The sequence below is a fragment of the Stenotrophomonas sp. 2YAF22 genome (assembly GCF_052114665.1).
Lineage (GTDB): Bacteria > Pseudomonadota > Gammaproteobacteria > Xanthomonadales > Xanthomonadaceae > Stenotrophomonas > Stenotrophomonas indicatrix.
This window is the reverse complement of record NZ_JBFRFE010000097.1, coordinates 1-9528: the sequence shown is the minus strand read 5'-3', so window position 1 is coordinate 9528 and position 9528 is coordinate 1. Positions and strand designations below refer to the sequence as shown.

Genomic DNA, 9528 nt, shown 5'->3' with positions numbered 1-9528 from the left:
GGATGGGGCATGGGTGTCCTTGGCTCCATTTCTGGATTCCTTTCATGCTCCGAGCTGTGTGGGTGTCGCTGTACCGGCGTCTGTGTCCGATTGCCGCCTTCTTCCTGTTTGGCCTGGTAGCCCTGTCGTTGTCGCGACTGGGGTTGGCGCTGTGGCATGCCGCGCGCGTCAGTGCCGCTGAGGGCTGGGCCACGGTGTTCCTGCAGGGGCTGCGGGTGGATGTGTCGACCCTGTGCCTGCTGTACGGCATCCCGGCGGTGCTGGCGCTGCTGTTGCCGCTGGAAGGACGCGTGGGCCGCGCGTGGCGCCATCTGCTGAGGTGGTGGCTGATCCTGGCCAGCGTGCTGCTGGTGTTCATGGAGCTGGCCACACCAAGCTTCATGGCCGAGTACGGCCTGCGCCCCAATCGCCTGTTCCTCGAATATCTGATCTATCCCGAAGAAGTCGGGATGACGCTGCTGCGCGGCCATCTGCTGGCCGTGGTGATTGAAGTCACCGCGGTGATCGTGCTGTTCTGGGCGCTGCTGCGTGGGTCGCGGCGCTGGGTCGGGAGCAGCCCAACGGTCGCAGTCGAAGCCGGATGGCTGTGGCGGCTGCCGTTGGCGTTCCTGGTGCTGCTGCTGGCGGCGCTGGGCGTGCGTTCAAGCCTGGGTCATCGTCCCTTGAACCCGGCACTGGTGGCGTTCTCCACCGACCCGACCATCAACGCCTTGCCGTTGAACTCGCTGTACACCGTCGGCTATGCCGCGCGGCAGCTGGCGACCCGCAGCGAAACCTCGCGCGTCTATGGCGACCTGCCGCTGGCCGAGGTGGTCAGCGAGCTGCGCGCCAGCAGCGGCCTGCCGGCATCGGCGTATGTCTCCGACGCGTTGCCGAGCCTGGCGCTGCGTCCGCCGCAGTACCTGGGCAAGCCGCGCAATCTGGTGATCGTGCTGGAAGAAAGCCTGGGCGCGCAGTTCATCGGCAGTCTCGGCGGGCGGCCGTTGTCGCCCAACTACGACCGGCTGAGCAGACAGGGCTGGGCGTTCGAGCGTCTGTATGCGACCGGCACGCGTTCGGTACGCGGCATCGAGGCGGTACTGACCGGGTTCCCGCCGACGCCGGCCGAATCGGTGGTCAAGCTGCCCGCCAGCCGCCAGCGCTTTTTCACCCTGGCCGATGTGCTGGGGCGGCATGGCTACGACACCGGCTTCTATTACGGCGGCGAAAGCCACTTCGACAACATGCGCGAGTTCTTCCTCGCCAACGGCTTCAACCGCATCGTGGACCGCAAGGATTACCGCAAGCCGGCCTTCGTCGGCTCCTGGGGCGCGTCGGACGAGGATCTGTTCGCTCGCGCCGACCAGCAGTTCCGGCAGCTGAAAGCGCAGGGCACGCCGTTCTTCGGCCTGGTGTTCACCTCCAGCAACCACGATCCCTTCGAGTTCCCCGACGGCCGAATCGACCTGTACGAGCAACCGAAGCAGACCCGCGACAACGCCGCCAAGTACGCGGACTACGCGCTGGGCGAGTTCTTCCGCAAGGCGATGGCCTCACCGTACTGGGAGGACACCGTGTTCCTGGTGGTGGCCGACCATGATTCGCGGGTGTTCGGCAAGAACATGGTGCCGATCGGCAACTTCCATATTCCCGGGTTGATCCTCGGCGGTGGCATCGAAGCGCGCCGCGATACCCGCATCGTCAGTCAGATCGATCTGCCGCCGACCCTGCTGTCGCTGCTGGGCATTGCCGATCCGACCCCGACGGTGGGACAGGACCTGACCGACCTGCAGCGGCTGCAGCCGGGACGCGCGCTGATGCAGTACGACCGCAATCTGGCGTGGATGGAGGGCAACGATGTGGCCATCCTGCAGCCGGACAAGCCCGCGCAGGGCTTCCGCTACGACCCGGCCAGCGACCAGTTGCAGCCGCAGCCGCTGCGGCCGGAACTGGCACGGCGCGCACATGCCTACGCGATGTGGGGCACGCTGGCCTATGAAAAAGAGCTGTACCGCTTGCCGGAGAAGGCCAAGCCCTGAGCCGGAAGGGCGGGGCGGCGATGCGGTGCCGGCCATTGGCCGGCAGTGTCGACCAAGGTCGACACCTACCAGCGGCATTCCCGCCAGAAGCATTCCCGATAGCGCCTCGGGTGGACAGCCCCCTTGTTGTTCAAGGGGGCGCGCCGAAGGCGCGGGGATAAGGAGAAATGCGCGGGCAGTTCGTTTACGCGTTCAACGCGTAACCAAACTGCTGCTTGAACTGCTCGTTGAACTCATCGAAGGTGAAGCGCTGGTTCTGGGTGCCCGGGTGCTCGACCTTCAGCGCGCCCATCAGGTTGCCCATGCGGCCGATGGTCAGCCAGTCGAAGCCCTTCTGGATGCCGTAGATCAGGCCGGCGCGGAAGGCGTCGCCACAGCCGGTCGGGTCGACCACGCGGCGCTCGTGCGCCGGCGGGATGTCGTAGGTCTTTTCCGGGGTGTGGATCACCGCGCCCTTCGGGCCGCGGGTGGTGATGTAGGCCTTGACCCGGCTGACGATCTCTTTTTCGTTCCAGCCGGTGCGTTCCTGCAGCAGGTTCGACTCATAGTCGTTGACCACCACGTAATCGGCCTGCTCGATGAACTCGCGCAGTTCCGGGCCGTTGAACAGCGGCATCGCCTGGCCCGGGTCGAAGATGAATGGCACGCCGTCTTCATGGAATTCCAGCGCGTTCTGGATCATGCCTTCGCGGCCGTCCGGGCCGACCAGGCCCAGGCTTACGCCCGGCACGTCGCGCACGTGGTTCTCGTAGGAACGCATCATCGCGCCCGGGTGGAAGGCGGTGATCTGGTTGTTGTCGTGGTCGGTGGTGATGAACGCCTGCGGGGTGAACAGCTCATCGATCACGCGCACGCGGGTGAGGTCGATGCCCAGGGCATCGAAGTGCTCGCGGTACGGGCCGAAGTCCGAACCCACCGTGCCCATCGGGATCGGATCGCCACCCAGCAGGTGCAGGTTGTAGGCGATGTTGCCGGCGCAGCCGCCGAACTCGCGGCGCATGCGCGGCACCAGGAACGACACGTTCAGGATGTGCACCTTGTCCGGCAGGATGTGATTCTTGAACTGGTCCGGGAACACCATGATGGTGTCGAAGGCAAGAGAACCACAGATCAGAGCGGACATCGATGTAAGCCTATGCGGTGAATTTTGGGGTGGGCCGGCCCACTTCGGCAGGCAAGCAAACGGCGCCCTTGGGCGCCCGACGGCGCAAAGGTTACCCGCTGGTGCCGCTCAGGGCCAGAACCGGGTGATGCCCGATCAGGCCGAAAGCCTGTGAAGGCGCGGGTTCAGCTAGTTTTCTCCTTGCTCGGCGGCAGGCAGGTTGCTAGGCTTGTCGACCTCGATTTCTGCCCATTTTTTCGCCATCCCGCGTTGGGCGCGACACCCCTCAGGATCAACTCCCAGATGTTCAAGAAACTGCGCGGCATGTTCTCCAATGACCTGTCCATCGACCTGGGCACGGCCAACACCCTCATCTATGTGCGTGGGCAGGGAATCGTGCTGAACGAGCCGTCCGTGGTCGCGGTGCGCCAGGATCGCGCCATTGGTGGTACCCGGTCGGTGGCAGCCGTTGGCGCCGAGGCCAAGCAGATGCTCGGCCGTACCCCGGGCCACATCACCACCATCCGCCCGATGAAGGACGGCGTCATCGCCGACTTCACCTACACCGAGGCGATGCTCAAGCACTTCATCAAGAAGGTGCACAAGTCGCGCTTCCTGCGCCCGAGCCCGCGCGTGCTGGTCTGCGTGCCGGCCGGCTCGACCCAGGTCGAGCGCCGCGCCATCAAGGAATCGGCCGAGGAGGCCGGTGCCCGTGACGTGTTCCTGATCGAAGAGCCGATGGCGGCCGCGATCGGTGCCGGCATGCCGGTCACCGAGGCCCGTGGCTCGATGGTCATCGATATCGGCGGCGGCACCACTGAAGTGGCGGTGATCTCGCTCAACGGCATCGTCTATTCCGCCTCGGTGCGCATCGGCGGCGACCGCTTCGACGAATCGATCACCAACTACGTGCGCCGCAACCACGGCATGCTGATCGGTGAAGCCACCGCCGAGCGCATCAAGGTCGAGCTGGGCTGTGCCTACCCGCAGGCGGAGGCGATCGAGATGGAAATCTCCGGCCGCAACCTCGCCGAGGGCGTGCCGAAGATGATCAAGATCAGCTCCAACGAAGTGCTTGAAGCGCTGCACGAGCCGCTGTCGGGCATTGTCAGTGCGGTCAAGCTGGCACTGGAACAGACCCCGCCGGAACTGTGCGCCGACGTCGCCGAGCGCGGCATCGTGCTGACCGGTGGTGGCGCCCTGCTGCGCGACATGGACCGCCTGATTTCCGAGGAGACCGGTCTGCACGTGCAGGTGGCTGACGACCCGCTGACCTGCGTGGCCCGCGGTGGCGGTCGTGCGCTGGAACTGGTCGACATGCACGGCAACGAGTTCTTTGCGCCGGAATAAGCCGTCCCGGCTGCCTGCGCCCGCAGCGCCCCTCCGGGGTGCGGCCCGCCACATCGGCAGGTCGGCACCGGCGGGGCGCCCGCGTGTTTCCCTTCCGCCTTCTGCCAGTTGAATCGCTGCCGTGCCGCCCTACGCCGGACCTCCCGTCGCTTCCCGATCCGGTGATGCCGCCAGCCCGCTGCGGCTGCTGGCCTATCTCGCACTGGCAATCACCCTGATCGTCCTCGACGACCAGGCTGGCTGGCTGGCGCGTCTGCGCGAGCAGGCCAACAGCTTGGTGCAGCCGGTGTGGGCCCTGGCCGGCCTGCCCGGCAAGCTCAGCGGGCAGGTGCGGGATACCGCCGCCAGCCACGGCCAGCTGGTGACCGAGAACCGCGAGCTGCGCAACCAGCTGCTGCTGGCCAACGCCCGCCTGACCCGTCTGCAGACGGCCGCGCTGGACAACGCCCAGCTGCGCGAACTGCTGAACGTGGCCGAGCGCAGTGGCCTGGACGTACAGCTGGCGCCGATCCTGGACATCGACCTGGACCCGGTCAAACAGCGCCTGGTACTGGACGCCGGCAGCCGCGAAGGCGTGCACGTCGGCCAGGCGGTGATCGATTCCGGCGGCCTGATGGGCCAGGTGATCAGCGTGACCACGGGCAGCTCCACGGTGCTGTTGCTGACCGATCCCGACCACGCGGTGCCGGTGACCGTGGCCCGCAATGGCGTGCGCCTGATCGTCTACGGCCGCGGCGACAAGCTGGAACTGCGCGACATCCCGCTCAGTGCCGGCGTGGAAGTGGGCGATGAGATCGTCACCTCCGGTCTCGGTGGCCGCTTCCCGGCCGGATTCCCGGTGGGCACCATCACCGGGCTGCGCCCGGACGATACCCATGCCTTCCTGGTGGGCGAACTGAAACCGGCCGCGCAGCTCGATCGTGGCCGCGACGTGCTGCTGCTGCGCCCTGGCGCTGCGATCCGCATTCCGCCGAACCTGCGCCTGCAGATGGAACAGGCCGCTCCCGGTGGCCCGGCCGATGCCACAGCGCTGCCGACCGGCACCGCGCCTGCAGCAACGCAGGCTACCCCGGTAGTGCCGGCCRCTGGCCGGCAGCCGTCCTCGTCTGCGACGAACCCGGCTGCCCGCGCATCCTCCCTTACCCCCGCGCCTTCGGCGCGCCCCCCTCAACAAGAGGGGGGCTCTYCCCCAGCCAGCTCCCCGGTAGTGCCGGCCGCTGGCCGGCAACCGCAGCAAACTCAACCGCAGCCGACCCAACCGCAGCCGGAGGCGCAGCGATGAGCCGCCTTCGCGACAACCGCTGGGTGCTTCCCGCCAGCGTTGTGGTGGCCCTGTTGCTGGGCCTGCTGCCGTTGCCGGCGCTGCTGCAGCCGCTGCGTCCATATTGGCTGGCACTGGTTCTGGCCTACTGGGTGATCGAAGCGCCGGAGCGCGTCGGCCTCGGCATCGCCTTCGCCAGCGGCGTCGTCGCCGACCTGCTGTACGGCGGGGTGCTGGGCGAACAGGCGCTGCGCTTGGTGATGCTGGCCTTCATCCTGCAGCGCTTCCGCGCGCGCATCCGCTTCTTCCCGATGTCGCAGCAGATGCTGGCCATCGGCGGCCTGCTGTTCAACGATCGCATCGTCAGCGCGCTGGTCCATATCCTGGTGGGCGAGCCGACCCTGCCGTGGTCGTACTGGTGGGCACCCCTGCTCGGCATGGGCCTGTGGCCGCTGGTGTTCGTGCTGCTGGACGCAGTGCGCTTCGGCAAGCGCGGGCGCTGAGCCATGTTGCCGCGTCGCCAGGTCAAGAATCCGCACGCCGAAGCCGAACAGTTCCGGCGTCGCGCGGCGCTGGGCTTCTTCGGGGTGCTGGTCTGCCTGCTGGGCCTGGGCGGCTGGTACTTCAAGCTGCAGGTGCTGGACCACGACATCTACGCCACCCGATCCGAAGCAAACCGCATCAAGCCGCGGCCGGTGGTGCCCGGGCGGGGCATGATCTATGACCGCAATGGTCGGTTGCTGGCCGAGAACGTGCCGGCGTTCCGCCTGGATGTGACCCCGGACAAGGTCAAGGACATGGATGCCACCCTGGAAGGGCTGGCGAAGATCATCCAGATCAGCCCGGAAGAACTGGAAGCGTTCAACAAGTCGCGCAAGGCGCGCCGCAAGTTCCTGCCGGTCACGCTGAAGCTGCGCATGAGCGATGAGGAAATGGCGCGCTTCGCGGTGGACCGCTGGCGCTTTCCCGGCGTCGAGCTGGAACCGTACCTGACCCGTCGCTATCCCTATGGCGACCTGTTCGCGCACATCATCGGCTACGTTGGCCGGGTCGACGACAAGGATCTGGAGATCCTCGGCGAGGGCAACGCCGCATTGACCCACATCGGCAAGTCCGGCCTGGAGCGCTATTACGAGCAGGAACTGCGCGGCAAGGTCGGCTACGAGCAGGTCGAGACCAACGTGCAGGGCCGCGCGATCCGCACCATCGGCCGTGTCGCTGCGCAATCCGGCGCCGACCTGCGGCTGTCGATCGACGCCGACCTGCAGCGGGCGATGGTGGCTGCCTTCGGTGATCAGGAAGGTTCGGCCGTGGCGATGGACCCGCGTACCGGTGAAGTGCTGGCGATGGTCAGCCTGCCGTCCTACGACCCGAACCTGTTCGTCAACGGCATCTCGCATGCCGATTTCAAGGCGCTGAACGACAACCCGTCGCGCCCGCAGTTCAATCGCCTGGTACTCGGCGGCGTTGCCCCCGGTTCGACCCTGAAGCCGCTGATCGGCCTGGCCGGCCTCGATTCGGGCGTTCGCCGTCCCGAGGACAAAGTGCTGTCGACCGGCATGTTCTACCTGCCCGGCACCTCGCGTGGCTGGGGCGACTCTCACCGTGGCGGTCACGGCTGGACCGATCTGCGCAAGTCCATCGCGCAGTCGGTCAATACGTATTACTACCGGCTGGCATTGGACCTGGGCATCGAGCGGTTCGACCATTACATGGAGTACTACGGCTTCGGCCAGCCGACCGGCATCGATCTGACCGGTGAGATCTCCGGCATCCTGCCGTCGCCAGCCTACAAGCGGAAGAGCCGCAAGGAAGCCTGGTATCCCGGCGATACGGTGAACATCAGCATCGGCCAAGGCGACTGGAAGGTCACCCCGCTGCAGCTGGCCCGTGGTGTCAGCGGCCTGGCCAATGGCCAGCTGCGCACGCCGCATCTGGTGATGCAGCAGCGTGCTGGTTTCGACAGCGACTGGGTGGCGACGGAGCCCGGCCAGAGCAAGCCGGTCAGTCCCAACCCGAACAACCTGCAGGCTGTGCGCGAAGGCATGATGGCGACCATGCTTCCCGGCGGCAGCGCAGCACGCATGGCAGCCGGTGCGCCGTACACGATGGCGGGCAAGACCGGCACGGCGCAGGTCGTCAGCCGCAAGGGCACGGCCGCGGTCAATCCCAGAAGCCTGCCGATGCACCTGCGCCACCGTGCGCTGTTCGTCGGCTTCGCGCCGGCCGAGCAGCCGGTGATTGCGCTGGCCATCGCCGTGGAAGGCGGCGGTTACGGCGGTGCGGCGGCTGCACCGATCGCGCGCAAGATTTTCGATGCTTGGTTGTTGGGCAAGATGCCTGAAGGCATGCAGCCGCTGGACAGCGAGCGTGGTACCACTGCGATCGGCGCCACTGCCTTCGACAACGAAGACGTGGGCGCACGCCAGGCCGGCGATATCGCTGCCGCACAGTTGGTCGAGCATCCGGTGCTGATCGGTGTTCCTGCGCCGGAGCCTCTGCCGGTACCTGCGCCAGGTGCGCCTTCTGCGGCAACCGTGCCGGCCGGCACRCGCCCGACCCCCGTAGCGGAGGCTGCGCGATGAAGGAGTTCCTGCGTTGGGCCGGCGAAATGCTGCAGCGGTTCTTCAGCAGCCTGGACTGGGTGCTGTGCCTGGCGCTGGGGGCGCTGATGGTGATCGGCCTGGCGACGTTGAAGAGTGCTGGTGGCGATGGCCTGGTGATGGCGCAGGGCGTGCGCTTTGCCGTGGGCCTGGCTGCGATGTGGGGCATTTCTCGGGCGCCGATCCTGCGCATCCGCTCGGCCACGCCACTGATCTACGCGATCTCGATGATTCCGCTGCTGGCGGTGTTCGCGCTGGGCACGGGCAAGTACGGCCGGCAGTGGCTGGACCTTAAGTTCTTCTACCTGCAGCCGGCCGAACTGCTGAAGGTCAGCCTGCCGATGATGGTGGCCTGGTACCTGCACAAGATGCCGCTGCCGCCGCGCTTCAACACGGTGCTGGTGGCGATGGTGATCATCGGCGTGCCGACCGGGCTGGTGATGCTGCAGCCGGACTTCGGTACCGGCGTGCTGATCGCCGCCAGTGGCGTGTTCGTGCTGCTGCTGGCCGGCCTGCCGTGGTGGTGGGTGGGGCTGGGCGTGGGCGGTGTGGCAGCGGTGGCGCCCGTCGCCTGGTTCTGGTTGCTGCGGCCGTACCAGAAGGACCGCATCATGATGTTCCTCGACCCGGAAATGGACGCGCTGGGCGCAGGCTGGAACATCATCCAGTCGAAGATCGCCATTGGTTCCGGTGGTTTCGATGGCAAGGGCTGGGGCGAAGGCTCGCAGTCGCACCTGAATTTCATTCCCGAACAGACCACGGACTTCGCCTTCTCGGTGCTGAGCGAGGAGTTCGGCTGGATCGGCGTGGCGCTGGTGCTGACGCTGTACCTGGTGGTGATCGGGCGCTGCCTGTGGATTGCCAGCCAGTCGCGCGATTCGTACTCGCGCCTGCTGGCCGGTGCCACGGGTCTGGCGTTCTTCGTCTATGTGCTGGTGAACGGCGGGATGATTTCCGGCCTGCTGCCGGTGGTGGGTGTGCCGATGCCGTTGATCAGTTACGGCGGTACGTCGGCGGTGTCGCTGCTGGCCGGGTTCGGGTTGGTGATGGCGGTGCGTCGTCACAATCCGGTGCATGGCGGTTACGGGTAGTTTCCAGCCATCGGCGCAGCCCCTCGTGGGTGGGCACTTAAAGCAACAGCCGTGGTTGGCGGGGCGGGGTGGATTCGCGGGGGACGCCGTGAACCCATCCCTG

7 protein-coding genes are annotated in these 9528 nt (G+C 66.8%); 6 read left to right on the top strand and 1 reads right to left on the bottom strand.

Going from position 1 to position 9528, the window contains the following annotated elements:
• Window positions 1-44 precede the first annotated feature (44 nt).
• Entirely contained in the window at window positions 45-2018 is a 1974-nt protein-coding gene (locus AB4Y84_RS06170; protein WP_442244994.1) for an LTA synthase family protein, read from the top strand.
• A gap of 184 nt (window positions 2019-2202) precedes the next feature.
• On the opposite strand, the gene AB4Y84_RS06165 is transcribed toward AB4Y84_RS06170, so the two are convergent.
• Window positions 2203-3141 (bottom strand): carbohydrate kinase family protein, encoded by a 939-nt coding sequence (locus AB4Y84_RS06165; RefSeq protein ID WP_442244993.1) that lies wholly within the window; start codon window positions 3139-3141, stop codon window positions 2203-2205.
• 282 nt (window positions 3142-3423) lie between these two features.
• On the opposite strand from AB4Y84_RS06165, the gene AB4Y84_RS06160 reads away from it, so the two are divergent.
• The 5 genes from AB4Y84_RS06160 (at window position 3424) to rodA (ending at window position 9425) form a co-directional block, all read left to right on the top strand.
• Entirely contained in the window at window positions 3424-4470 is a 1047-nt protein-coding gene (locus AB4Y84_RS06160) for a rod shape-determining protein (protein ID WP_025877255.1), read from the top strand.
• A gap of 121 nt (window positions 4471-4591) precedes the next feature.
• The gene (gene mreC, locus AB4Y84_RS06155) at window positions 4592-5752 is read left to right on the top strand and encodes a rod shape-determining protein MreC (protein WP_442244992.1); all 1161 of its coding nucleotides are present in this window, start codon (window positions 4592-4594) and stop codon (window positions 5750-5752) included.
• Window positions 5749-6234 carry a rod shape-determining protein MreD gene (gene mreD / locus AB4Y84_RS06150; RefSeq protein ID WP_089236951.1) on the top strand — a complete coding sequence of 162 codons (486 nt, stop codon included), beginning with the start codon at window positions 5749-5751 and terminating at the stop codon, window positions 6232-6234. The genes mreC and mreD overlap by 4 nt, the downstream gene beginning before the upstream one ends.
• Window positions 6235-6237: 3 nt before the next feature.
• Window positions 6238-8316: a penicillin-binding protein 2 gene (gene mrdA, locus AB4Y84_RS06145; RefSeq protein WP_312109883.1), complete on the top strand. Its 2079-nt coding sequence runs from the start codon at window positions 6238-6240 to the stop codon at window positions 8314-8316.
• Complete coding sequence (gene rodA, locus AB4Y84_RS06140; RefSeq protein ID WP_312109885.1) at window positions 8313-9425, top strand: rod shape-determining protein RodA; 1113 nt, start codon at window positions 8313-8315, stop codon at window positions 9423-9425. The genes mrdA and rodA overlap by 4 nt, the downstream gene beginning before the upstream one ends.
• The last annotated feature ends 103 nt before the right edge of the window (window positions 9426-9528 follow it).